We start from the raw sequence: 24,838 nt of genomic DNA, 5'->3' as shown, positions 1-24,838 counted from the left end.
GTGCCTGTGGATGGAAGATTTTGCAGGACAGGATTGCAGCATGGTTTTTAGCAGAGATATTTGAAATGGTATTTGTTGTAGAGAAAAATTTGGACAGATAAACAGGAAGATATGAGGGAAAAACATGGAGACAGAATCAAGAGTTGCCGTGATCGGTATTGTGGTCGATCAGACGGGAGATACGGAAGAGTTGAATAAGGTGCTGCATCAGTACGGGCAGTATATCGTAGGGCGGATGGGGATTCCTTACCACAAACGGAACGTGAATATTATCAGCGTCGTGATTGACGCGCCGGGTGATGTGATCAGTGCGCTGTCCGGGAAGCTGGGGATGCTGCGGGGGATTTCTTCGAAGGCGCTGTATTCGAAGGCACCGGAAGCACAGGAATGAAAACGAGGTGACGGAATGGCAGATTTTACACGCGCGGGGCTTCGACCGTCTGACTGGTGGCGGGAGGCGGTCCGTCCAGGCGCTGAACAGATAGAAACGATTACAGAATTAAAGAGATTGATTGACCGTCTGGAAGCGGGGGAGTCCCTGACGGAGGATGAGTGGGTCAGTCTGATCGAGGGACGTTCACCGGAGCTGGCGGACTACCTCTTTGAAAAAGCGCGTTGCATCCGGGAAAGAGAGTACGGAAAAGCGGTGTATGTGCGGGGACTCATTGAGTGCAGCAATTATTGCAAAAACGACTGTCTTTATTGCGGCATCCGAAGGAGCAACCGAAATGCAAGCCGGTACCGCCTGAGTCGGGAGGAGATTCTTTCCTGCTGTGAGAATGGTTATCAGCTGGGATTCCGCACCTTTGTTTTGCAGGGCGGTGAGGATCCGGCGATGACGGACGACTGGGTGATGGAGATGGTGCAGGCGATCCGGGCAGGATTTCCAGATTGTGCGATTACTTTGTCGCTCGGAGAAAAGAAGTATGATACGTTGAAACGCTGGAAAGAGGCAGGGGCGGACCGGTATCTGCTGCGCCATGAGACGGCGGACGCGTGCCATTACGCGAGCCTGCATCCGGCAGAGATGTCATTTGAACACCGGATGCAGTGCCTGCGTGATTTAAAGGCGCTTGGTTATCAGACCGGATGCGGTTTTATGGTCGGTTCGCCGCACCAGACGGCGCGCTGTCTGGCGAGAGATATGCGTTTTATCGAAGAACTGGATCCGGAAATGGTGGGAATCGGTCCGTTTATTCCGCAGCACGACACTCCGTTTGGCGGGGAGGCGGCAGGAACGTTGGAAGAGACACTGTTTCTTTTAGGGCTGCTTCGCCTGCTGAAGCCGAAAGTGCTGCTTCCGGCGACGACAGCGCTCGGAACGATTCATCCGATGGGACGCGAACTGGGGATTCTGGCAGGCGGAAACGTCGTGATGCCGAACCTGTCTCCGGTCGGGGTGCGCGCCAAATATATGCTCTATGACAATAAAATCTGCACGGGAGACGAGGCGGCGGAGTGCATCAACTGCATGAAGAGGCGCATGGAAAGCATCGGGTACGAGGTAGTCATCGACCGGGGAGATTATAAGGGGTAAAAGCCTGCGATTTGGTTTGTTGGCATCGAAAGATGCTTACAGATAAATAAACTGACGGGGAAGGACGCGATGGACGGCTGACCATGCTGGCATTTTTGAAATTGAAAATTCCGGAGGAAAACATGACAGCTATCATCCTGACCTGTAAGAAAAGGAGAAGAAACTATGAGTTACAATTACAACCCATCATCCCAAAAGGCAGAGGAATTTATCAATCATGAGGAAATTTTAGAGACTCTTTCCTATGCCGAGAAGAACAAAAACAACGTGGAACTGATTGACCAGATTCTGGCGAAGGCGCGGCTTCGAAAAGGGCTGAGCCACCGCGAGGCGGCAGTGCTTCTTGACTGCGAGATCCCGGAAAAGGTGGAGGAGATCTTTGAGCTGGCGCGCCAGATCAAGCAGGATTTCTACGGAAACCGGATCGTCATGTTTGCGCCGCTGTATCTGTCGAATTACTGCGTGAATGGCTGCGTGTACTGTCCATACCACATGAAAAACAAGCACATTGCCAGAAAGAAGCTGACGCAGGAGGAAATCCGCCGGGAGGTAATTGCGCTTCAGGATATGGGACATAAACGTCTGGCGCTGGAGACGGGCGAGGATCCGGTCAACAATCCGATTGAATATGTGCTGGACAGTATCAAGACAATTTACAGTATCAAGCATAAAAACGGGGCGATCCGCCGGGTCAATGTCAATATTGCTGCGACGACGGTGGAGAATTACCGGAAGCTGAAAGAGGCGGGAATCGGAACGTACATCCTGTTCCAGGAGACGTACCATAAGGAGAGCTATGAGCGCCTGCATCCGACGGGACCAAAGCACAATTACTGTTATCACACGGAGGCGATGGACCGCGCGATGGAGGGCGGTATCGACGATGTAGGAATCGGCGTTTTATTTGGTCTGGAGTTGTACCGGTATGAATTTGCAGGACTTTTGATGCACGCGGAACATCTGGAGGCAGTTTTTGGTGTTGGTCCGCACACCATCAGTGTGCCGCGCATCCGTCGGGCGGACGATATCGACCCATCGACCTTTGACAACGGCATCAGCGACGATATTTTTGAGAAGATCGTAGCCTGCATTCGGGTGGCAGTTCCGTACACGGGCATGATTATCTCAACGAGAGAGAGCAAAGCCTGTCGGGAGCGGGTGCTGCGGCTGGGCGTATCGCAGATCAGCGGCGGTTCCCGCACCAGTGTCGGCGGATATGCAGAGGAAGAGCCGGAGGAGGAAAATTCGGCGCAGTTCGATGTGAGCGACAACCGGACACTCGACCAGGTGGTCCGCTGGCTGATGGAATTAGGCTATATCCCAAGCTTCTGTACGGCGTGCTACCGGGAAGGACGGACGGGCGACCGCTTTATGAGCCTGTGCAAGAGCGGGCAGATTCAGAACTGTTGTCATCCGAATGCGCTGATGACGCTCAAGGAGTATCTGGAGGATTATGCGGCGCCGGGGACGAAAGAGATTGGAGAGAAGCTGATTCAGGCGGAGATCGGTTCGATTCCGAAAGAAAAAGTGCAGGAGATCGTGAGAAAAAATCTGGTTGAAATTGAAAAGGGGCAGCGGGATTTCAGGTTTTAACTAAATCAGGAGGATCAAAATGGGAATGAATGAGACGCCGTCCGGCGAGCGGGTACATATCGCGTTTTTTGGACGGAGAAATGCGGGAAAATCGAGTCTGGTCAATGCGGTGACCGGGCAGGAGCTGGCGATCGTGTCGGACATCCGGGGGACGACGACCGATCCGGTCTATAAATCGATGGAGCTTCTGCCGCTCGGTCCGGTGGTTATCATCGACACGCCTGGAATCGACGATGAGGGCGAGCTGGGCTTAAAGAGAGTTGGCAAGACTCGTCAAGTCTTAAATAAGGCGGATCTGGCAGTCCTGGTGGTGGATGCGGTGGAAGGAATCAGCAGCTGGGAAGAAGAGATGATCCGGCTGTTTGAGAAGAAGGAAATCCCGTATCTGGTGGTTTACAATAAGATGGATTTGCTGACGGGAAAATCGGAACAGGAACCGGCTGTGGAACATACCGCCTATGTGAGTGCCCGGACGAGAGAAGGAATCCAGCAGTTAAAAGAGCAAATGGCACGTCTTACGTCACAGGAGACGGATGAAAAACGGCTGGCTGCTGATCTAGTAAAACCGTTTGATACGGTAATTCTGGTTGTTCCGATTGACAAGGCGGCGCCGAAGGGGCGGCTGATTCTGCCGCAGCAGCAGGTCATCCGGGATCTGCTGGACATCGGTGCGATGCCGTTTGTCTGCCGGGAAAGTGAACTTTCGGAGACGTTTGCAAAATTGAAAGAAGCTCCGGCATTGGTAATCACGGACAGCCAGGTATTTCCGCTGGTAGACCGGCTGACGCCGCCGCAGGTGCGTCTGACTTCCTTTTCCATTTTGTTTGCGCGGTATAAGGGGGATCTGAAACAGGCAGCGGAGGGCGCCAAAGCGCTGGAAATGATACAGGACGGAGATCCGATTCTTATTTCTGAGGGCTGTACGCATCATCGCCAGTGCGGTGACATCGGCACGGAGAAGCTGCCGGACTGGATCCGCCAGTACACGGGAAAAGCGCCGGAGTTTCATTTTACATCGGGGACGGAATTTCCAGAGGATGTGTCCGGTTATAAGCTGATCGTTCATTGCGGCGGCTGTATGCTGAATGCGCGGGAGATGAAGAGCCGTCTTCGCAGCGCTGCCGATCAGGAGATCCCGATGACCAATTATGGGATTTTGATTGCCTATATGAAGGGAATTTTGAAACGGAGCATGGGGGCACTGGAGCCGGTCAGGTAGGAAATTTGGGCGGAGAAATGAACAGAAAGAGCGTAAATAATTAGAAACTTAGAAATAAAGGCGGATAAAGCTGCTGGACGATGGGAATGCCTGTCGGACAGCAGCTTTTTTCATAGGAAATTGCGTCCTATGAAAAAAACGCTCCGCGAGGATGCGTACTCGCGCGAAGCAGTTTCTAGATTTCGCAGACACCAGAATGTAAACTATATTAATCTAGTGTGTTGACATTTGAAAATCAACGGTTTATAATAGCGAAAGTTAGCTAAATGAGAAAAATGAGATATTTTTAAGTTTGATCGAAGGATAACCAAAGAAAAAAGTGCTTTGATTTTGATAAGGAGTAGAAGATATGAGTTTACAACTGGCAGAAGAGATTATAAAGGGACGCCGTCTGAAACGGGGCGAGGATTTAAGCTTTTTATTGAGTGAGGATCTGGATGAGCTTTGTGCGGGAGCTGATAAAATCCGGAAGGAGCTCTGCGGAAACCATGTGGATCTGTGTTCTATCATTAATGGACGAAGCGGACGCTGCGGCGAGGACTGCAAGTTTTGCGCGCAGTCAGCCTGTCATCATACGAAGGTGGAAGAATATCCATTTCTGGAGCCAGAGGAGATTCTGGAGGACTGCAAGCGTCATGAGGCGAAGAAAGTACATCGTTACTCCATCGTGACGGCGGGACGTGCGCTGACGGGAGCGGAGATGGAGAAGGCGCTTCGGGCATACCGCGCTATGAAGAAGGAATGCAAGGTAGAGCTCTGCGCCTCCCACGGACTTCTGTCACAGGAAGATTTCAACCGTCTGAAAGAGGCGGGCGTGGGACGGTATCATGCCAATATTGAGACTTCCCGGAGAAATTTCCCGAATATCTGTACAACACATACATTTGAGGACAAGCTGGAGGTCATCCGGCGCGCGCAGGCGGCAGGGCTTTCCGTCTGTTCCGGCGGCATCATCGGCATGGGAGAAACCTGGGAAGACCGGATCGACATGGCGATCACGCTGAGCGAGCTCGGGATCAAGTCAATTCCGATCAATATCCTGCGTCCGATTCCGGGCACGCCGCTGGAACATCAGGCAGCGCTTTCGGAGGATGAGATTTTGCGGACGATTGCCATTTTCCGTTATATCAATCCGACCGCGATGGTCCGTCTGGCAGCAGGACGAAATTCAATGGAACATTCCGGCGAACAGGCATTCCGTTCCGGCACAAACGCAGCCATCACCGGAGATATGCTGACAACCTCCGGAAACCGCATCAGCGAGGACCAGGAGATGCTGGCGGCGATGGGATTCACATTATAAAAAAGGGGTATCCATATCATGAGTAAAACACTTTCCGCAGAAGCGGAGCACAAACCTTACTTTACAACCAAACGGATGGCGCTGATTGGCGTGATGACGGCGGTAACCTGTATTCTGGGACCGTTCTCGATTCCGCTTCCATTCAGCCCGGTTCCGATTTCCTTTACAAATCTTGCCATTTATCTGGCAGCATATGTGCTGGGAATGAAAGCCTGCACGGTGAGTTACCTGATTTATATGCTGCTTGGCATGGTGGGCGTTCCGGTATTTTCCGGATTTACGGCAGGAGTCGGTAAGCTGGCAGGACCGACCGGCGGCTATCTCGTCGGATTTATCCTGATGGCGCTGATTGTTGGATTTTTTGTGGATCATTTTCCGGGCAAAGTAGCCCTGCATATCGTTGGCATGGTACTGGGACTGGCGATTTGCTATATTTTCGGAACGGTATGGCTGGCAGGTCAGCTTAACATGACCTTTGTAGCCGGACTGGGTGTGGGCGTTATCCCGTATCTGCCGGGCGATGCAGTCAAAATCATTTTCACAGCTTTGATCGGACCGAAGCTGCGCCGCGAAATTTACCGGTTAGGAGAGTAAAAAGCGTCTGGCTGTAAAAATGACTGTTTAGATAAAATAATATTTAAAATGAAGGACAGATGGGTGAAAGTGGAATACATAAAACGCTTTCATCCATCTTTTTTTGCTGAATGAAACGAAGAAGTTGGTTCACATTTTATAGAAACTAAGAAGGAAAGAAAAAATAAAGGCAAAAGAAAACAGAAATAATCGCATATATGGAATAAAATACAGAAAAATAAGAAGCGGGTGTGACTAAACTTGAACAATTTCAGAGTGTGTGTTATACTAAAGACAGAAAAAAGAGGGAGATTCCGGAGGAACAGGGAGGAGGCAGTTGTATGGAGAAAAAGATTATCACTATCAGTCGTGAATATGGAAGCGGAGGTCGTCAGATTGGTCTGGTTGCCGCTAAAAAACTGGGAATGGAATTTTATGATAAGGAATTGATCGATGCTGCTGCGAAGGAGATCGGTTTTCCAGCGGAAATTATTGCAGATCGTGAGCAGCGCCTGACAAACAGCCTGCTTTACAATTTCGCGATGGGAACTTTGTATGGACTTTCCTATCCGAAGGAGCCGAAGCTCAGTGAACTGCCATTGACAGAGCAGATCTATGTGGCGCAGAAGAAGGCGATCGAGGAGGCGGCAAAGCGCGGAAGCTGCGTATTTATCGGAAGATGTGCTGATTATATTCTGAGAAGCCGTCCGGATGTACTGCGTGTCTTTGTTTATGCGGATCGTGATATCCGGCTCCGCCGCGCGATTGACGAATATGGGGATTTGGAAGAGCATATCGATGAATTTATGCACCAGACCGACAAACGCCGCCGGATCTACTATGAAAACTATACGAATCAGCGCTGGGGCGACAGAGAAAACTATGATCTGATGCTGAACAGCGGAGATTTGGGAATTGAGAAGTGCGTGGAGTTGATTTGCCAGGCGGTGAAGTAAGGGATAACGAAACAATTACAATTTTAAGCAAAAATAACCGCTCAAGTTTTGCTAGGTGACCTGGGGCGGTTATTTTTATGTCCTATCTAAGATTCCATCCATGAAACAACGGTCCATTTCCATTTCCAAGATTTAATCCGAATGCTAATGCCCCACTTAAATAGGAACGTGCATCACGAATACTCTGCTCCAGAGAACGTCCGGCGGCGAGACCGCAGGCGATTGCGGATGAGAGTGTGCAGCCAGTTCCATGGTTGTTTTGATTCTCGATCCGGGGACTGGAAAACCAGAGTGGAGTCTGATCTGGCTGACAAAGAACATCACAGACGGTATTTGGCAGATTTTCCCGGTGTCCGCCTTTTAAAAGAACCGCGGTGTGAAATTGACGGGACAGCCGGGTGGCGGCAGCTTCTATGCCTGCGTCATTGTCCAATGTATGCGTCTGCATTTGAAGTAAAAATTCAGCCTCCGGCAGATTCGGTGTCAAAAGTGTGGCGCGCGGAAACAAAAGCTCCTGGGAGGCGGCGATGGCGTCCGGAGCTGCCAGAGGGCGTCCGCTGGTGGAGATAAGCACTGGATCGAGTACCACCGGGATATCGGGATAGGCGCTTAGTTTTTCTGCGACAACCTGAACGGCAGTTTTGTTTCCCAGCATTCCGATCTTGATCGCTTGCGGAGTTAAATCTGAAAGAACCGAATCCAGCTGTGCCGCTAATATTTCCGGGGAGGCAGGCGAGACAGCCTGCACGCCGAGCGTATTCTGAGCGGTGATCGCAGTGATGACACTGGTTCCATAGAGCCCCAGAGCGGTGATGGTCTTTAAATCTGCCTGTATTCCTGCGCCGCCTCCGCTGTCCGAACCGGCGATGGTGAGTACTGCGGGGATAACGCGGTGGTTTTTATGAATGCACTCTCGCAGCTCCCGGACCGCAGCCCCGATATCGGGCTGTCCGAAAATCCCGGATATAATCGCAGCTCCTGCGATGCCGGTTCCAGCCAGGGTGGAAAGATTGGAAGCGTTGATTCCTCCGATGGCGACAACCGGAATGGAGACGGACTGGCAGATGGCGGTCAGAGTCTCACGGGACATCGGGATGGCCTCTGTTTTGGTTGGACTTGGAAATACAGCGCCGGAACCGAGATAATCGGCTCCGGCTTTTTCTGCTTCCAGGGCCTGGGCAACGGTTTTGGCGGTTACGCCGAGAATCTTGTCCGGTCCCAGCTTGGCGCGCACCTCGCGGGCGGGCAGGTCACTTTGACCGATATGGATGCCGTCGGCGCCGCTGTTTATGGCGACGTAGAGGCTGTCATTGATAATCAGAGGAACGTGATAGCGCTCGGTGAGTTTGCGGATGGAAAGCGCCTCCCGTAGAAAATCTTCCTCGGACAGATATTTTTCACGGAGCTGCAGCATCGTGATTCCGGCGTCCAGCGCCTCGCGCACCTGTTCCTCCAGCGGACGCATGCCGGGGCGGTGTGGCATTGTGATCGCATATAAAAGGCAGTTATTTCGTTGGAATTTCAATTTTTTGACCTCCTTGCAGCTGTTCGCCGGTCATCAGGCTGACAGCATCCATGAAATAGGTGTGGAAACTTCCAAGACCGGTGCCGTTTGCACGCATCTGTGCTGCGGCGTTCTCACCGCATAACCCGATTTCAGTGACGGCACAGACGGCAGGATAGAAATAAGATTTAGAAGCCGCTGCAAATGCCGCCAGCAGCCCATCCATCATGCATCCGCTTCCGGTAATCTGCGCCAGCTCCGGGCAGCCGTTGTGGATGCGGGCGGTTTTAGAACCGCAGACAACCAGATCGCAGGGACCCGTACAGACGATAACAGCCCGCAGACGTTTAGAGAGAAAACGGGCGATACGGGTGTCTGTGCGGAGGCGTTCTGAAATAGAGTTGGAACTTGCGTGTGCGTCTGGCATTTGCATAGAAACTGTGTCTACCCCGTGCTGTTCCTTCTCCACCGGATATCCAAACAAATTCGCCAGCGTCCGGATTTCAGATGAATTTCCCCGCACGATGGAGACGGAGATGTGCGACAGAATCCGGCGGGCGGCGTGTCTGCGGTGGGCGGACACACCGATGCCGACCGGATCGAATATAATCGGAATCCCCTTCTGGTTGGCTGCCTGACCTGCGCGGATCATGGCAGTGACGGAGCCGATTTTTAAGGTTCCCAGATTGAGCACCAGCCCGTCGCTGGCAGAGGCAGTTGAGGCTGTCTCTGCCGGATGATCGGTCATGACTGGGGAGGCGCCCGCGGCGAGGAGCAGGTTGGCAACATCGCCTGCAGTCACATAATTGGTGATACAGTGGATGAGCGGCGCGGTTTTTCGTACCCGCTCTGGATAATAAGCGAGTGCCCTGGATAAACAGGCAGCCTGGTCTGGCATCGTGAGCGCCTCCTTTTACTGTGCGTTTAGCAGGCGTTTTAAGTAGGAAAACAGCCCGATGCGGCGCATAAATTCAATCAGCAGAAATGCAATGGCGGTTCCGCAGGCGGTACTCATCAGGAATGGGAGAACGTAGAAGAATAAGGCAACATCCTTTCCCATCAGAAGGACAGCAACCGGGTAGCAGAGCGTACCGCCGATGATGCCGGTTCCGACTACTTCACCGAGGTAAGCGAGCAGGAAACGTCCGGTTTTCTGGAATAAATAAGCGCCCAGAAAAGCGCCGACCATACTTCCAGGAAAAGCAAGCAGGCTGCCGGTTCCCAGAATATTTCGGATGAGAGAGACACAAAATGCCATCGAAACGCCATAAACCGGTCCTAAAAAGACGCCGGCGAGGACGTTGACAAGGTGCTGGATCGGAAAACATTTGGATGCACCGATCGGAATGGAAAAGCCGGATAAAGCGACAGTTAAGGCAACCAGCATGCCAGCCAGAGCTGTTTTTTTGATGGAAAAAGTCTGCGCCGATGCAGTGGATGCAGATACAGTTGAGTGATTCATGGAAAAACCTCCTAATTAGTTATGTAAAGATTACTCATCGAAAATTGAAACAATCTCCCCCGAAAGGATCCGGTTCATGTTTTTGACGGCGCAGAAATTGCCGCACATGGAGCAGGTATCTTCTTTTTCCGGTTTTGATTCTGCGCGGTAGCGGCGGGCTTTCTCCGGGTCGATGGCGAGGGAAAACTGCTCTTCCCAGTCGAGCCGGGCGCGTGCCTGCGCCATTTTGCGATCCCATTCTTTTGCCCCTGGAATACCTTTTGCGATGTCGGCGGCGTGGGCGGCGATACGGGAGGCGATGATACCTTCTTTGACGTCGTCACGGTTCGGCAGGCGAAGGTGCTCTGCCGGGGTCACGTAGCAGAGGAAGGAAGCACCGGCGGATGCTGCGATTGCGCCTCCGATGGCAGCCGTGATATGGTCGTAGCCCGGCGCGACGTCCGTCACCAGCGGACCGAGCACGTAGAACGGGGCACCCTTGCAGACGGACTGCTGAATTTTCATATTGGCAGCGATCTGGTCGAGCGGCATATGTCCCGGACCTTCGATCATGACCTGGACATTTTTCTCCCAGGCGCGGCGGGTCAGCTCACCGAGTGTCAGAAGCTCTTCCAGCTGTGATACGTCGGTTGCGTCCTCCAGACAGCCCGGGCGGCAGGCGTCGCCGAGACTCAAGGTCACGTCGTATTCCTGACAGATATCGAGCAGGCGGTCAAAATGCTCATAGAATGGGTTCTCCTGTCCGGTCATTTCCATCCATGCAAAGATAATGGAACCGCCGCGGGAGACGATGTTGGTCAGGCGTTTCATTTTTTTGAAGCGCTCGGCGGTGTTTTTATTGATTCCTACATGGATAGTCAGAAAATCAACGCCGTCTTTTGCATGCATTTCCGCGATCTGCAGCCATTCTTCCGATGTGATTTCACGCAGTGGCTTGTGGTAATAAACCACAGCGTCATAGATCGGCACGGTTCCGATGATGGCCGGGCACTCGGCTGTCAGCTTGCGGCGGAACTTCTGGGTATCGCCGAAGGAGCTTAAATCCATGATGGATTCTGCGCCCATGGCAACCGCGTCATTGACCTTTTGAAGCTCCATGTCAAGGTCGTTTAAATCGCGGGAGGTTCCGAGGTTGACGTTGATTTTTGTGCGGAGTGCGGAGCCGATTCCGTTCGGATCCAGGCAGGTGTGACATTTATTTGCCGGGATCACGACCTGTCCGGCAGCAACCAGTTTGACCAGCTTTTCTGGTTCCATCTGCTCTTTTTGGGCAACCGCCAGAAGCTCCTTCGTCAGGATTCCCTTGCGGGCGGCATCCATCTGTGTGGTGTAGTTCATGCGTAGTCCTCCTTTTTCGGAGGGAAGTGAGCGGAATCTAAAAATCTAAAATGGGAATTTGAAGAAGAGAGTTCCTTTTCCTGAAAGAAAGGGGATACAGTAAAGCCATATGTATGATCCATTTCGTAAAAGATATACGAGCGCAGGTAAAATAAAAAACCTGTACCGCGCAGGTACAGGTCAGACAAGGTATATTTGCTGAAACATTCGGATAGATATATCGATTGTTTTTCATGTCATCGCGTATATTCCCTACGTTGGCATTACCCAAATCAGGTTATAAAGGTCGAAGTTGGATGACTTCCTCTCAGCCCGCTCACGAGCTCCCTCATTCATTTGTGGCAAGTGTAGCACGGCGGCTCTGGTTTGTCAATGGGGGGATTGTCTGGACGAATCCCCCTCACTATGCTATAATAAGGGGCATCAAGTCATTTTGGTTGCTTTATCGTTACTGCTCATGGCAGGTATTTTGAAAACCGGCACATGGACAGCAACATTGTATGCACGGGAGAATGAGATGAAGGAAAATATGAAAATACGAGGTCAGCTGCGGACGTATCTGCAGTGGCCGATCATACTGTCGGTATTCCTGTTGGCGGCGAACCTGGCAGTTGGGATTGTGAGCCCGGCTGCCGGTCTTGTGATGTCCGGATTTACGGTTATATATGTGCTGGTGGCACTCTGGCTGTTCATGTACCGGAGAAAACGTCTGATGGGCGGACTGGTGGAGTTTTCGGCGGAGTATGCGTGGGTGCAGAAACAGCTCCTCTATGAGATGGCGGTGCCGTATGCCATCGCGGACACAGAGGGACATTTCCTCTGGTTGAACCACTCCTTTTCGGAGATCGTCGGGGAAGATAAAAACTGCCGTAAGAATATCGCGGCGGTCTTTCCGGAACTGACACGGGAAGTTTTAGATGAGATGGATGAAAAAACGAGCGTTCATTCTTCATTTGACGGCAGATTTTACCGGATCGATATCCAGCAGGTGGCGCTGAGCGAGACGGAAGGTATGAAGCTTGGCGCGGTGGACGAGGACAGCGGCGAGATGCTTTTAGTGCTGTATCTCTGCGATGAGACGGAGATTCTGCGCTGCAAGCAGCAGATCAACAACCAGCGTCTGGTGGCGGGACTTATCTATCTCGACAACTACGACGAGGCGCTGGAGAGTGTCGAGGAGGTACGCCGTTCCCTGCTGGTTGCCCTGATTGACCGGAAAATTACGAAGTATTTTATGGCGATGGAAGGTATCGTCAAGAAGCTGGAAAATGACAAGTATCTGTTTGTGATCAAGCAGCAGTACACGAAAGAGATTCAGGAGAGCCGCTTTTCGATCCTGGAGGATGTCAAGACGGTTAATATCGGAAATGATATGGCTGTCACGCTGAGTATCGGTATGGGTATGAACGGCGACAGCTACATCCGCAACTATGAGTATGCGAGAACGGCGATTGATATGGCGCTGGGACGCGGCGGCGATCAGGCGGTCGTCAAGGATGGCACGAAGATCCGCTACTACGGCGGCAAATCGCAGCAGCTGGAAAAAACGACCCGTGTCAAGGCGCGTGTTAAAGCGCATGCGATGCGCGAACTGATGGATACGAAGGATAAGATGCTGATCATGGGACACAAGATCGGCGATACGGATTCCTTTGGCGCGGCGATTGGTATCTGGCGGATTGCGACCTCTTTTAATAAAAAGGCGCGGATCGTCATCAATGGGGTCAATTCTTCCGTGAAACCGATGATGGCGCGGTTTGAAAACAGTTCTGATTACCCGGAGGATCTGTTCTTAACCGGCGAGGAAGCGGCGGAGTGGGCGGATTCCAACACGATGTTAGTTGTGGTTGATGTCAACCGCCCGAGTATCACGGAGGCACCGGAATTGCTCAAGCAGATCAAAACGATCGTGGTGCTCGACCATCACCGCCAGAGCAGCGAGATCATCGACAATGCGGTGTTATCTTATGTCGAGCCGTATGCGTCTTCGGCGTGTGAGATGGTAGCCGAGGTATTGCAGTACATCGGCGACGACGGCATCAAGATCAAGCCGGCGGAGGCGGATGCGATGTACGCCGGTATCGTGATTGACACAAACAATTTCATGAACCAGGCAGGTGTCCGCACCTTCGAGGCGGCGGCGTTCCTGCGTAGAAACGGCGCGGATGTCGTGCGTGTGAGAAAGCTGTTCCGCGACCGGCTGGAGGACTACCGGGCGAGAGCTGAGGCGATCCAGAAAGCAGAGATTTATCACGGCGCATTTGCGATTTCCGTGTGTCCGTCCGAAGGACTTGAAAGTCCTACCGTGGTTGGCGCACAGGCGGCAAATGAGCTGCTGGATATTGTAGGCATCAAGGCGTCATTTATCCTGACGCAGATGGGCGACACGATCTATTTCAGCGCGCGTTCGATCGATGAGATCAACGTGCAGATTATCATGGAGCGCTTGGGCGGCGGCGGACACCGCACGATTGCGGGCGCACAGCTTAAGGGTGCGACGATCGATGAAGCCAGAGAGAAATTAAAAGATCTCATTACGGATATGATGGAGAAAGGAGAAATATAACGATGGAAGTTGTATTATTAGAGGATGTAAAGGCACTTGGCAAAAAAGGTCAGATTGTAAAGGTAAGCGACGGCTATGGACGCAACTTTATTCTGACAAAGAAACTGGGAATCGAGGCAACACCGAAGAACTTAAATGATCTGAAGCTGCAGAAGGCAAATGAGGCGAAGATCGCGGCAGAGCACCTGGCAGCAGCGAAGGATCTGGCAAAACATCTGGAGGATAAGTCCATCACCCTGTCCATCAAGGCAGGCGAGGGCGGAAAAGCATTCGGATCTGTTTCTTCCAAGGAGATTGCAAAGGCGATCAAAGATCAGTTAAATCTGGATATTGACAAGAAGAAACTGGTTCTGCCGGAGCCGATTAAGACCTTTGGCACACACGAAGTTCCGATCAAGCTTCACAAAGAAGTAACCGGAAAACTGGCAGTAAAGGTTGTAGAAGCTTAATATGGAGGACTGAATCATGGATGAAGCCCTGATAAAGCGGGTTCTCCCGCACAGTGTAGAGGCGGAACAGTCAGTCATCGGATCCATGCTTATGGATCGGGAAGCAATTATCGCGGCGTCTGAGATTATCACAGGCGCCGATTTTTACCAGCACCAGTATGGCGTTATGTTTGAGTCGATGGTCGAGCTTTTCAACGAAGGAAAGCCGGTCGATCTGGTGACGCTTCAAAATCGGCTGCGCGAAAAAGATGTTCCGCCGGAGGTCAGCAGCCTGGACTTTGTCCGGGATATCATGACATCTGTGCCGACCTCGGTCAATGTCAAATCGTATGCCAATATCGTGCGGGAAAAGGCAGTCCTGCGCCGTTTGATAAAAGTGAATGAGGAGATTGAAAATCTCTGCTACGGCGGAAGGGACAAGCTGGAGGATATTCTGGCGCACACGGAGAAATCGGTGTTTGACCTGCTCCAGAGCCGCGGAGGCGGAGAGTTTGTGCCGATCCGGCAGGTGGCATTGAATGTTCTGGAAAAGATTGAGGCGGCGTCGAAGAGCAACAGCACCGTCACGGGTATTCCGACCGGATTTATCGATCTGGATTACCGGACGTCGGGATTCCAGCCGTCCGATTTTATTTTGATTGCGGCGCGTCCTTCGATGGGTAAGACGGCGTTTGTTCTGAATGTCGTCGAGCATGTGGCGGTCAAAAAAGGGCTTCCGTGCATGGTATTCAGCCTGGAAATGTCGAAGGAACAGCTGGTCAACCGTATGCTGTCGATGGAGTCGAATGTCGATTCCCAGAAGCTGCGTACCGGTACGCTGACGGATTCCGACTGGGATGCCGTCGTGGAAGGCATCGGCACGATCGGAAGTTCCAAGCTGATTATCGATGATACGCCGGGTATCTCGATCTCGGAGCTGCGCTCGAAATGCCGCAAGGTGAAGCTGGAGTACGGTTTAAGCCTTGTCATCATCGACTATTTACAGCTGATGAGCGGCAGCGGAAAGAGCGGAGAGAACCGCCAGCAGGAGATCTCGGAGATTTCCCGTTCACTAAAGGCGCTGGCGCGAGAGCTGAATGCGCCGGTTATCTCCCTGTCGCAGCTTTCCCGTGCCTGCGAGACACGTCCGGACCACCGCCCGATGCTTTCGGATCTGCGTGAGTCTGGTGCGATTGAGCAGGATGCCGATGTGGTTATGTTTTTGTACCGTGATGATTATTACAACAAGGATACGGATACGCCGAATATCGCGGAGGTAATCATTGCCAAACAGCGTAATGGTCCGATTGGAACGGTGCAGCTGATGTGGAGACCGGAGCTGACGAAGTTTGCGAATTTGGCGAAATAACGATAGAATCGTGTAAGGGATGGGACTGGATGGAAATTGCACCGTCTGCGTCTCCGGTGATGATTGTGCGCTTGCTTTCACTACACGTGTTCGCCCATGGCGGACTGCATTCGCCCTGTTCGGACGCGTGTGTTCAAGATTCGTACAATTCATAATTGGAACGCCGACTCTGCAATTTTCATCCAGTCCCTTTTTTTTGGATAAATATTATTATGTAAAAAGGAATATGAGAAATGCTTGAATTGATAAAAGAATCGGATCTGGACACCGTCCGCCATTTTTACCGTGCCTTAGCTGGAACCGAGTTCTGCGCGTGGACGGACATCTATCCAGGGGAGCCGGAGCTACAGTCGGATTTTTCTAGGGATTCGCTTTTTTGTATCCGGGATGATGTGTCGGGGGAGATCGCAGGGCTGGTTTCGATCGATGATGATCCGGAGGTGGAATCGATTGCTTGCTGGTCGGAGGAGCTGCAGCCGTCGGCAGAAATTTCCAGACTGGGTGTGGCGGAGAAGTACCAGAACCGAGGCATCGCACGCGAGCTTCTGGCAGGCGCGATGGAGGAACTTAGAAGACGCGGCTGCAAGAGTGCCCATATGCTGGTGGCGAAGGACAATGTGAAAGCGCTGCGGTCGTACGAGAAGCTGGCCTTTGAGAAGGTCGGTGAGTATGTGCTGCAGGGGCATGATTACTGGTGCTTTGAGAAGAAGCTGTAGATGGAAATAGGTAACTGTTCAGTAGGTCTGCTCATTTACTACGCTGACCGCACGAAAACATGGGTCAGCAGGCAAAAATCCCATTGGCGTAGGCAATTTTTAATTTCATAGGAAATTACGTCCTATGAAACAAAAAACGCTCCGCGAGGATGCGCCAAGGCACATTCTTTTTTATGTAAATGCTATTCATATTTATTTTGAACCCCGCATATAGTAGTAGTAAGGTACCGGGGAGGACAAGCAGAATGAATAAGAACAAGCATTACCTGATTTCGGATGCTTCCAGACAGGTGCAGGTGGAGGCTCACGTGCTCCGGTACTGGGAGGACGAGCTGGGGCTTCCGATTCCGAGAAATGAACTGGGGCATCGGTACTATACGGAGTTTCATATCCAGCTGTTCCGTCAGATCAAGCAGTTGAAGGAACAGGGGTACCAGTTGAAAGCCATACGGGGAATCCTCGGAAAAGTGGAAGAAAATCAGAAAACAGAACCGGAAGCGCTTCTGGAAGCGCAGGCACAGGCGGTTTTCCGGGAAACGGGAACAGGAGAGCGTAACATGAGCAGGCAGGAAAATATGGAAATGAAAAAAAATACAGAGGTAGAAAACAAGGAAACAGAACTGCCGCAGGCAGAGGTTTCCCAGCCTCTGGCGGGGGAGAAGATGCGCCAGTTTCAGGAGATCATGAACCAGGTCATCGGGCGCGCGATCGAGGAAAACAGCGAAAAACTGAGCCAGGATGTCAGCTATCTGGTGCATGATAAATTGATGAAGGAGCTGGAATACCTGATGAGGGTCTCTGATGAGCGGGAGGAAGAGCGCTTCAAGCGCCTCGACGAGGTCATCCGCGCGTATCAGCGGGAAAACCAGGGGCGAGCGGAAGCAGCGGCTGCTGCGCCAGGGCGGTTTCCATTTTTCCGGTCCCGTGTAAAGAAAAAGAAATTTGGACGGAATGGGAATAAGATGTGATAAGTTCTGCAAAAGGGCATAAAAAAACCTGTCGGAAACGACAGGCTTTTTTATGTAGATATTTCGTTTTTGTTTGTGTTTAATTAGCCCTGCTCGATAGCGCCGGTCGGACATACGCCTGCACATGTACCGCAGTCGATGCAGCTGTTAGCGTCGATTTCGTATTTGCCATCTCCCTGAGAGATTGCTCCAACTGGACATTCGCCAGCACAGGAACCACAACTTACACAAGAATCAGTAATTACAAATGCCATGATAAAATCCTCCTTTTATATTTATGCGTTTGGCTATATTCTATACTAAAAATGCGAAATATTCAAGGAGAAATTGATGGTTTTCATGTTCTAAAATAGAAGCAATGGAAAAAACCGATTTTTCTGGAAGTCAGTATTCCTACAAGGTCGAGAGCGTTGAGAGTGCGTGCTCCCGGATGATCGTTTCATAATGCTCCTCATAGTATGCCTCAAATGCATTCGGGGCAGCGGCAGTCTTTAATGGTTCGCTGTACTCGGACAGGAGATTGCACAGGCGGTTGAATGCGTCGGTGCTGTCGGCTGTCTGGCGGACAACAAGGTAGTAACGACCGTCGGACGGGTGTTTATAAAGCGTGTTCGGTGTTTCGCAGACTGGAGCTGCGATGCGCGCTGCCCGGCAGACCTCGTCGAGGGAGCCGAAAGTAAAAATACGCGCTGCCGGCAGTTTGGGACCTGGCTCTGCCTTTTCAGTGGAAGGCGCGTCCGAACCGGTCAGCGGGCTTGCGGCGGTATTTTTGCCATTGTCAGTAAACAGGCTTAAAAGCCCGTCCGCGCCCTCTAAAAGCTCATTGGCAAGCGCTGTCAGAGGCTCGTCCTCGTTTCCCGGGGAAAAGCGTGAAAAGCGGGTGTCCAGCTCTTCCGGATCCTCGATCTTGGTAATGATCAGCATGATGCTCTCACTGGAGAGCGGAATTGCTTCCACCATCAGAGGAATATCGTCCGCCTCGAAGCCGACTTCATTCGATGCCTTCTGGATCATTTCATGGAACAGTTTTTTCGCCTTTTCCGTGCCATAGGCGAGTTCGCCCAGATTTAAGTTGCGGGCGCTCAGATCGCTGCTTGTCAGGGTGCAGCGGATCTGGTTTTCGTTGATGCGTTCTATTTTCATGGATTTTTCACTTCCTTGTCTTTTGGGTGGTTAAGATACCGAATGCTCCGTGCTTCGCACTTCCGCAATTTTGCAAGACATTCGTAATCCGCTCATTTTTCTGCGGAAAAAGGCTGCTTACTCATGTTTTGGACTTTGGAACCTTGGTATTCATCATACTATATAATATAATCACTTGGCAATTTGAATATGAAAAAAAAGCATAAAATCTTTCTAAAAACGGTTGCGGGAACTGAGGGGATCGTATACAATGAATCTTGAGAGGTGGTATAGACCGAAAGGAGGCGCGGTACGGAAACAGCCGTTCTATTTGGAAAATACCAGCTGGAACGTGTGATCGGACGCGGTCGGAGCGGAACTGTTTTTTTATCCAGGCATCTGGGGCTTGATGAAGAGAGAGCGATTAAGCGTGTCAGGCGGACAGAGAGCGGTTTCATTCAGGAAGCAGCGCTTTTGAAGCGGCTGCGCCATCCGGGAATCCCGATCATCTACGATCTGGAAATTGACGAAAATTATTATTATCTCATCGAGGAATATCTGTGCGGTGAGTCGTTGTATGCCCGAATTGAGAGAACGGGCAGTCTGCAAACGGGAGAGCTTATCCGTCTGGGAATTGAGCTTTGCCGGATCATGAATTATCTGCATTCATTCAAACCAAATCCAATCTTATATTTAGATCTCCACCCCGGGAATCTTCTAATCTGCCGGGAACAATTAAAATTGATTGATTTTGATCAGGCGGCACTGGCGTCTTTGAGCCAGGAACGATCTGTTTGCTATGGAACAAAAGGCTTTGCAGCCCCCGAACAGTACGAGGGAGGGACTCTGGATGAGAGGACCGACATCTATGCCATTGGCGCCCTCCTGTACTATATGGGGACAGGGCATGCCCCAGAGGGGGAGATAAAAGCAGGACAGGGAAGCTGTCGGGGAGATCTGTACATTCTTATGGGGCGATGTCTCAGAACAGAGAAAAAAGAGCGCTGCCAGAGTGTCCGGGAAGTGTTAGAGGCATTGGAAAAACTGGAGGCGCGCATATTTGCAGAACGTCATATACCACTTCTCAGGATTGCCGCAGCAGGCAGCCGGAGCGGAATCGGGGTTACACATACCGCACTTGGCGCGGTCCGATATCTGCGGCAGAAAGGAGTTTCCTGCCTTTACAGGGAGCAGAATGACACGGGGGCAGTCCGCAGGCTGGCATCCTGGTATGGGATGGTGCCGGATGAACATGGGATTTATTACATGGACGGTCTGGTGTTGAAACCCAGATACAGCGATGTGGTGCAGCTGGAACAGCCGGTGTTTGAAGTGATTTTAGATGACTGCGGAACCGGGCTCCAGACGGTTCTGGAGGGGGAGTATGATTTGATTCTTTTCGTCTGTGGATTGCAGCCGTGGGAGAAAGAAGATTCTCTGCGGGCGATCCGGTTTCTGGGAGCAGAAGAGGGACTCCAGATTTTATTAAATCACAGAAAATTCGGGCGGGATTATCTTCCGGAGGAGGTCCGGCATCTTAGGTATCTGCGGCTTCCATTTTTAACTCCGCCGTTCGATGCAGGCGGAAGGCGGGGGCAGGAAAATGAGGCAGCGGAGGAGACAGAATTTTTTGAAAGGATTTTCCGGGAGGCAGCTCTCAAAAAAGGACGGGGGACCAGACAGGCAGCAAAAGAAGGGGGACTCTGGCGGAACATCCGGCGAAGGTGGGAGCGCTTTATGGGTGGATTCCCGTGGCAGTGGAAATAGGAGGAAATACAGATTAGAATCGGAAAACGGGGCGAAGGCTCAAAAGTGGGGCGAAAATTCAGGCAAAAACCAGTGGCAGACACAAAGCAGGCCGGGACAGAACGCTTGGAATGTATCGGGATAGCCGGGAGCGGACCATCGGTTGGGGTGACACACTTTTCGCTTATGACGGCAGCATATCTGTCCGGGGTTCTGTGCCGGCGAACGGCGGTTCTGGAACAAAATGAGAGCGGCTCATTTGCACAGCTTGAAAAGATATTCCGGACGGGAAAAAGAAGGGAAAAACCGGTTATAGACGGGGCAGGACAGCCGTTTGAAATTAGGGGAATTTTTTTCTATCAAAAGGTTGAACGTGCAGAATGGTACGATTGTTCGGAAAGGGGGATGGAGGCGATGGTGATCGACTTCGGAGCCTTGACACAGAAGAATCAGGATGCCTTTTTTCGATGCAGCCGCTGTTTTCTGGTCGGTTCGGTCAGCGGATGGCAGCTGGCAGATTTTGCGGCATTGGCAGCAGAAAAGCAAAAATGGAAAAAATGGTGTGAGTATTTCGTCTCATTTGGAGAAGAGGAAGCTGTAAAAATGGTAGAGCAATATCTGGATATCCGGATCCGGCGAATCCCACTGCAGAAGAACGCATTGATGGTTACGGGAGAGTCCATGACTTTTTTTGGAAAATTCCTACGATAAGCGAGGCAGACCTGGGGTTATAAATTACCGATTATCTCCGAAAGGTCAAAAGTTAGAAGGGGCTGTTTTCGCGGAATGGAGAAGGTGTGGAATGGTAGTGAGAAAAAGTAAAAAAGAAGAGGCAGAGAGGAGGCGTAGGGAACAGCAGAGAATATTTGTCGAGGGATTACAGCGATATAAAAGCAAAGGAATCCAGATTTTAATTGATGGGAGGGAGTGCAGGCCAGAAGAATACAGGAAGCTGTGTGAGTTCCGGGAGGACGGCTCGTTTTATATGGCTGATTACGTCGGAGCGGAGACAGGAGTGCTGACAGAGATACATTTTGACCGGGTTTACAACCGGTGATAAGAGAGGTGCCGTTTTGTCCGTATCTGGACAGTCCGCCGGATTTTTCTTTCGGAGAAAATGGTGAGAACTGTTTAGATGGTGCTATTACAGTTACTGGGTACTTATGCGTAAACAGTAACCTATTACAGGGAAAATGAAAGAGGAGTTAAGAAAAAAGTCAACATTCCATGGAGCTGGTGTGATATAATAAGGGCACTTAACGAGGTATTTTCAAGCTTAGTGCTTATGGTATTACCTTAACATACACCGGAGGAAAACATGGAAAGAGGAAGATCAAGGAAAGCACGTTCGGGCTGTCTGGGACGGATTTTCGGGTTTGTGCTGTTTTTAATCGTGGCAGCCGTTGGCGTGATTGCAGCGGTCAAATATATGCCAAGCCGGGAGAGGGCGGATCTGGATGCTCTGTACGCGGCGGGCGGCAGCGACCGGGTGGCGCTGTATCTGAACTATGAACGTCAGGAGGAGAGCGGGGTCTACGTGGATGGGCAGACATATCTGCCGGCTGCGTGGGTAGATGCGAACTTAAATGAACGTTTTTACTGGGATGCCAATGAGGAAATACTGGTGTACGCCCTGCCGGAGGAGATCGTGAAAAGCGACGAGACGACAGTGGATGAGGACGGAAAAAAGATCCTTTACCGGGATGGCGATGCAGTTTATCTTTCACTGGCTCTGATTCAGAAATACACCGATGTGCGTCTGCAGGCGTATGATGGTGAGGCACAGAAGCGGGTTTTCGTGGAAAATAACTGGGATCCGGTTACGGTGGCAGATGCGGCGTGGAGCGCCAAGATCCGCTTAAGAGGCGGCTTGAAAAGCCCGATTGTGACTGAGATAAAGCGCGGCGGGACAGTGACGGTGCTGGAACAGTATGACAACTGGGCGAGAGTTATGACACCGGACGGTCATATTGGATATATGCACAAGTGGAAGATGAAAAATCTGCATGAGGAGACGTTAAAGAGTGATTTTACTGCTCCGGTCTACCAGAATATTTCACTGGATCAGAAGATTGTGATGGTCTGGCATCAGGTAACGATCGCGGCGGCAAACCAGGCGATGGATTCTCTGATTGCAAAGACGAAAGGTGTCAATGTCATCGCGCCGACGTGGTTTACGCTTAGCAGCAACAGCGGCGCGTATGAATCTCTGGCAGATAAGTCCTATGTGGATCGGGCGCATGAAAAAGGTCTTCAGGTCTGGGCGGTACTCGACAATTTCAGCCGCGAATGCAGTAAGAACGTGCAGGCGGAGGTGCTTCTTTCCAGGACGTCTGTGCGCGAAAAACTGATTGAAAATATGATGACAGAGGCGGACCGTTATGGATTTGACGGTATCAATCTGGATTTTGAGAGTTTGAAGACGGCGGCGGGCGTCCATTACATCGAGTTTATCCGCGAGCTGTCGGTTTCCTGCCGAAAGAAAGGGCTGGTGCTGTCGGTCGATAACTATGTTCCGGCGGTATATAACCGTTTCTACAACCAGAAAGAGCAGGGCAACGTCGCAGATTATGTGATTATTATGGGTTATGATGAGCACTATGCAGGCGGTGAAGCCGGTTCTGTTTCTTCGATCGGATATGTCGAAAACGGCATCAAAGATATGCTTTCCCTGGTTCCGAAGGAAAAGGTAATCAACGCAGTCCCGTTCTACACAAGGCTCTGGACGGGAAGCGGCGACAATGCGTCCTCCCGTGCGATGGGAATCTCCGAGGCGACAAAATGGGTGTCGGAGAGCGGCATGGATCTGACCTGGGATGATTCGGTTGGTCAGTATTACGGCAGGCTGGATAGCCAGAACGGCGAACAGCAGCTCTGGATGGAGGAGACAAGGTCTCTGGGACTCAAGATGGATTTAATCAAGAAATACGACCTGGCAGGCGTAGCCGGATGGCGGCTGGGGCTGGAAACCAGCGACGTCTGGGATGTGATTGGCTGGGAGTAGAGACAACTTAATTAAGATTCAATGATTCAAAGTAGGGTGGAAGTCTCATGCGGGAGCGTGGGGCTTCCGCTTTTTGAGAATGTGCCAAGGCACATTCTTTTTTATTAAAAAAGAGCGTCTTGGACAAAAAACCTCCGGGCGGAAAGATTGATTCATCCGCCTGGAGGTTATTAAAACATCAAAAATATTGTTTTGTCTGGGAGAAATGTGATTATTCTGCCTCTTTTGCCTGATCGATCAGGTTGGTGTAGAAAGCAAGGAAACTGTCATCACCTTCAGCGATCATAGCTTCCGGATGGAACTGTAAGCCCATCACGTAGTCTTTATCTTCTCTGACGATTGCTTCGACGACTCCATCTGGAGCAGTAGCAACGACTTTCAGGTTGTCACCTAACTGATCGACTGCCTGATGATGCCAGGAGTTTACAGTGTAGGTGCCTTCTCCGCCAAATGCGGCAGCAACGATGTTATCTTTGTCTACGGTAATCTCATGTTTTGCGAATACCTTACCGTTCGGATCGCGATGATCGATATCGGACGGATTCTGAGTCGGAAGATCCTGATATAAGGTACCACCGCTTAATACGTTTAAGAACTGCATGCCACGGCAGGTGCAGAGCATCGGGATATCCTCATCGAGAGCTGCCTTGATTAAAAGAGAATCAGAAGTATCTCTGACTTCGTTTACAGTCTCTAATTTTTCGTTTGGCTCTTCGTCGTAGTAGCTCGGATCAATATCTTCGCCGCCGGTCACAACCAGAGCATCGATTTCTGCCAGAGCATTTTTCGCGTCATCCTCGGTTTTGATCTGAGGAAGATAAATTGCTTCGCCGCCAGCTTTGGTAACGGCATCTATATATAACTGTGCATCTTTGTCGATTTCGTCTGCATTCCATGAAACGCCGACTTTGACTTTCTCTTCTTCGTCATTCGCCGCTTCTTCGGCAGTTTCTGCTTCGCTTTCTGTCTCGGTTACTTCGGCTTCAGCCGCTGTTGTATCGGCTGCCGGTTCAGACTTTGTTCCACAAGCTGTTAAAGAAAAAGCCAGGGATAAAGAAAGAAGCACTGCACTGGTCATCATTTTAATTTTTCTCATTCTAATTTCCTCCTTAATACAAATTGTCCTCCCAAACATGGCTGGATTCTAACATAAAACAGTCAAAAAATTACAAAAAAATACAAAAAATTACAAAACAAAATAAAATAATTTTTAATTCTACCTAAAAGATATAATATAATTTTGTAGACATACGAAAAATGAGCGAAAATAAGAAGGGTAAATGGAAGCGAAGAATTGAGTAGGGAGGAGTACGGGGAAAAGCCCTGATAACAGAAAGTTATACCTTCATTCCCTTTCTTAATTGGATTTTCCCTGCAGGCAGGCGTTACAATAAGGACGGAAAAAAACAGACGGGCAGCCGGGTCAAGGCTGCG

Annotated in this window: 23 protein-coding genes and 1 riboswitch; of the genes, 16 read left to right on the top strand and 7 right to left on the bottom strand. The window is 50.9% G+C overall.

All coding sequences use genetic code 11. The features are described from left to right. Positions 1–124: 124 nt before the first annotated feature. The 7 genes from PUQ60_RS04830 to PUQ60_RS04800 all read left to right on the top strand — a co-directional run bounded on the left by PUQ60_RS04830 (position 125) and on the right by PUQ60_RS04800 (position 7,181). Complete coding sequence (locus PUQ60_RS04830) at positions 125–391, top strand: TM1266 family iron-only hydrogenase system putative regulator (protein WP_022358889.1); 267 nt, start codon at positions 125–127, stop codon at positions 389–391. Positions 392–481: 90 nt separating this feature from the next. Next, positions 482–1,537 carry a [FeFe] hydrogenase H-cluster radical SAM maturase HydE gene (hydE, locus tag PUQ60_RS04825; RefSeq protein ID WP_243101499.1) on the top strand — a complete coding sequence of 352 codons (1,056 nt, stop codon included), beginning with the start codon at positions 482–484 and terminating at the stop codon, positions 1,535–1,537. A gap of 165 nt (positions 1,538–1,702) precedes the next feature. Further along, positions 1,703–3,130, top strand: coding sequence for a [FeFe] hydrogenase H-cluster radical SAM maturase HydG (gene hydG, locus PUQ60_RS04820; protein WP_022358886.1), 1,428 nt, complete (start codon positions 1,703–1,705; stop codon positions 3,128–3,130). A gap of 19 nt (positions 3,131–3,149) precedes the next feature. After that, the gene (gene hydF / locus PUQ60_RS04815) at positions 3,150–4,349 is read left to right on the top strand and encodes a [FeFe] hydrogenase H-cluster maturation GTPase HydF (RefSeq protein WP_273379499.1); all 1,200 of its coding nucleotides are present in this window, start codon (positions 3,150–3,152) and stop codon (positions 4,347–4,349) included. 349 nt (positions 4,350–4,698) lie between these two features. Continuing rightward, the gene (bioB, locus tag PUQ60_RS04810) at positions 4,699–5,652 is read left to right on the top strand and encodes a biotin synthase BioB (RefSeq protein WP_273379497.1); all 954 of its coding nucleotides are present in this window, start codon (positions 4,699–4,701) and stop codon (positions 5,650–5,652) included. Positions 5,653–5,670: 18 nt separating this feature from the next. Next, on the top strand, positions 5,671–6,246 hold the full coding sequence (locus tag PUQ60_RS04805) for a biotin transporter BioY (RefSeq protein WP_273379494.1): 576 nt from the start codon (positions 5,671–5,673) through the stop codon (positions 6,244–6,246). A 320-nt stretch (positions 6,247–6,566) separates the two neighbouring features. Next, positions 6,567–7,181 carry a cytidylate kinase-like family protein gene (locus PUQ60_RS04800; RefSeq protein WP_022358881.1) on the top strand — a complete coding sequence of 205 codons (615 nt, stop codon included), beginning with the start codon at positions 6,567–6,569 and terminating at the stop codon, positions 7,179–7,181. 82 nt (positions 7,182–7,263) lie between these two features. On the opposite strand, the gene thiD is transcribed toward PUQ60_RS04800, so the two are convergent. Genes thiD through thiC form a run of 4 tightly spaced genes read right to left on the bottom strand, consistent with a single transcriptional unit; the run spans position 7,264 to position 11,485 of the window. After that, on the bottom strand, positions 7,264–8,706 hold the full coding sequence (gene thiD / locus PUQ60_RS04795) for a bifunctional hydroxymethylpyrimidine kinase/phosphomethylpyrimidine kinase (RefSeq protein WP_273379492.1): 1,443 nt from the start codon (positions 8,704–8,706) through the stop codon (positions 7,264–7,266). Beyond that, positions 8,687–9,583, bottom strand: coding sequence for a hydroxyethylthiazole kinase (thiM, locus tag PUQ60_RS04790; RefSeq protein WP_273379491.1), 897 nt, complete (start codon positions 9,581–9,583; stop codon positions 8,687–8,689). The genes thiD and thiM overlap by 20 nt, the downstream gene beginning before the upstream one ends. 15 nt (positions 9,584–9,598) lie before the next feature. Then, positions 9,599–10,147 (bottom strand): energy coupling factor transporter S component ThiW, encoded by a 549-nt coding sequence (thiW, locus tag PUQ60_RS04785; RefSeq protein ID WP_273379489.1) that lies wholly within the window; start codon positions 10,145–10,147, stop codon positions 9,599–9,601. 30 nt (positions 10,148–10,177) lie between these two features. Further along, positions 10,178–11,485 (bottom strand): phosphomethylpyrimidine synthase ThiC, encoded by a 1,308-nt coding sequence (gene thiC / locus PUQ60_RS04780; RefSeq protein ID WP_273379487.1) that lies wholly within the window; start codon positions 11,483–11,485, stop codon positions 10,178–10,180. A gap of 232 nt (positions 11,486–11,717) precedes the next feature. Further along, a riboswitch (TPP riboswitch) is annotated at positions 11,718–11,825 on the bottom strand. 177 nt (positions 11,826–12,002) lie between these two features. On the opposite strand from thiC, the gene PUQ60_RS04775 reads away from it, so the two are divergent. The 5 genes from PUQ60_RS04775 (at position 12,003) to PUQ60_RS04755 (ending at position 17,532) form a co-directional block, all read left to right on the top strand. Beyond that, on the top strand, positions 12,003–14,051 hold the full coding sequence (locus PUQ60_RS04775; RefSeq protein WP_022358875.1) for a DHH family phosphoesterase: 2,049 nt from the start codon (positions 12,003–12,005) through the stop codon (positions 14,049–14,051). Positions 14,052–14,053: 2 nt separating this feature from the next. Further along, positions 14,054–14,500 (top strand): 50S ribosomal protein L9, encoded by a 447-nt coding sequence (gene rplI / locus PUQ60_RS04770; protein WP_022358874.1) that lies wholly within the window; start codon positions 14,054–14,056, stop codon positions 14,498–14,500. Between the two features lie 16 nt (positions 14,501–14,516). Next, positions 14,517–15,848: a replicative DNA helicase gene (gene dnaB / locus PUQ60_RS04765; RefSeq protein WP_022358873.1), complete on the top strand. Its 1,332-nt coding sequence runs from the start codon at positions 14,517–14,519 to the stop codon at positions 15,846–15,848. A 233-nt stretch (positions 15,849–16,081) separates the two neighbouring features. Next, positions 16,082–16,564, top strand: coding sequence for a GNAT family N-acetyltransferase (locus PUQ60_RS04760; protein ID WP_273379482.1), 483 nt, complete (start codon positions 16,082–16,084; stop codon positions 16,562–16,564). Between the two features lie 245 nt (positions 16,565–16,809). Further along, positions 16,810–17,532: a helix-turn-helix domain-containing protein gene (locus PUQ60_RS04755; RefSeq protein WP_107001810.1), complete on the top strand. Its 723-nt coding sequence runs from the start codon at positions 16,810–16,812 to the stop codon at positions 17,530–17,532. A gap of 83 nt (positions 17,533–17,615) precedes the next feature. On the opposite strand, the gene PUQ60_RS04750 is transcribed toward PUQ60_RS04755, so the two are convergent. Continuing rightward, positions 17,616–17,786 (bottom strand): 4Fe-4S binding protein, encoded by a 171-nt coding sequence (locus tag PUQ60_RS04750; RefSeq protein ID WP_022358869.1) that lies wholly within the window; start codon positions 17,784–17,786, stop codon positions 17,616–17,618. Between the two features lie 139 nt (positions 17,787–17,925). Beyond that, positions 17,926–18,675 (bottom strand): adaptor protein MecA, encoded by a 750-nt coding sequence (locus PUQ60_RS04745; RefSeq protein ID WP_273379477.1) that lies wholly within the window; start codon positions 18,673–18,675, stop codon positions 17,926–17,928. A gap of 324 nt (positions 18,676–18,999) precedes the next feature. Here PUQ60_RS04745 and PUQ60_RS04740 point away from each other — a divergent pair, with 324 nt between their 5' ends. From PUQ60_RS04740 to PUQ60_RS04725, 4 genes are all read left to right on the top strand, one after another. Further along, the gene (locus PUQ60_RS04740) at positions 19,000–20,421 is read left to right on the top strand and encodes a serine/threonine-protein kinase (protein ID WP_273379520.1); all 1,422 of its coding nucleotides are present in this window, start codon (positions 19,000–19,002) and stop codon (positions 20,419–20,421) included. Positions 20,422–20,586: 165 nt separating this feature from the next. Next, complete coding sequence (locus PUQ60_RS04735) at positions 20,587–21,111, top strand: hypothetical protein (RefSeq protein ID WP_273417098.1); 525 nt, start codon at positions 20,587–20,589, stop codon at positions 21,109–21,111. A gap of 91 nt (positions 21,112–21,202) precedes the next feature. Continuing rightward, positions 21,203–21,457: a hypothetical protein gene (locus tag PUQ60_RS04730; RefSeq protein WP_022358865.1), complete on the top strand. Its 255-nt coding sequence runs from the start codon at positions 21,203–21,205 to the stop codon at positions 21,455–21,457. Positions 21,458–21,718: 261 nt separating this feature from the next. After that, positions 21,719–23,404: a glycosyl hydrolase family 18 protein gene (locus PUQ60_RS04725; RefSeq protein WP_118469336.1), complete on the top strand. Its 1,686-nt coding sequence runs from the start codon at positions 21,719–21,721 to the stop codon at positions 23,402–23,404. 211 nt (positions 23,405–23,615) lie between these two features. Here PUQ60_RS04725 and PUQ60_RS04720 read toward each other — a convergent pair whose 3' ends face one another. Continuing rightward, positions 23,616–24,500, bottom strand: coding sequence for a gamma-glutamyl-gamma-aminobutyrate hydrolase family protein (locus PUQ60_RS04720; RefSeq protein WP_273379472.1), 885 nt, complete (start codon positions 24,498–24,500; stop codon positions 23,616–23,618). Between the last annotated feature and the right edge of the window lie 338 nt (positions 24,501–24,838).

Source organism: Clostridium sp. AF02-29 (assembly GCF_934835585.1).
Taxonomy (GTDB): domain Bacteria; phylum Bacillota; class Clostridia; order Lachnospirales; family Lachnospiraceae; genus Otoolea; species Otoolea fessa.
Note: the sequence above shows the minus strand (reverse complement) of the source record. Positions and strands in the feature narration are given on the sequence as shown.